The following is a 232-nucleotide window of genomic DNA, read 5'->3' as shown; positions in this document are numbered from 1 at the left end:
GAAGAAACGGTGCTCGCGTCGGTCCACAAGAAGGGCGCGAAGGAGTTCACGCTGCCGGGTCTGCTGAAGGTTGTTGCTCAGGACGTGCCGGCAAAGAAGAAGCGCTTCGGCAAGGACCCATTCACGGGTGAAGACAAGTGGTTTGCCGCGAAGCCCGCTTCGGTGCGTCTGAAAGTGCGCCCGCTGAAGAAGCTGAAGGACGCCGCGGTCTAAACCGGACCGCCGGAAAGGG

The 232-nt window shown here is 61.6% G+C and carries 1 protein-coding gene; it reads left to right on the top strand.

Annotation, left to right across the window (positions count from 1 at the left end):
- Positions 1 to 213, top strand: a 213-nt coding sequence (locus PQR02_RS40970; protein WP_408243475.1) for an HU family DNA-binding protein, incomplete at its 5' end; no start/stop codon positions are given.
- Between the last annotated feature and the right edge of the window lie 19 nt (positions 214 to 232).

The sequence above is a fragment of the Paraburkholderia sediminicola genome, assembly GCF_046026895.1.
Classification (GTDB): domain Bacteria; phylum Pseudomonadota; class Gammaproteobacteria; order Burkholderiales; family Burkholderiaceae; genus Paraburkholderia; species Paraburkholderia sediminicola_C.
Note: the sequence above shows the minus strand (reverse complement) of the source record. Positions and strands in the feature narration are given on the sequence as shown.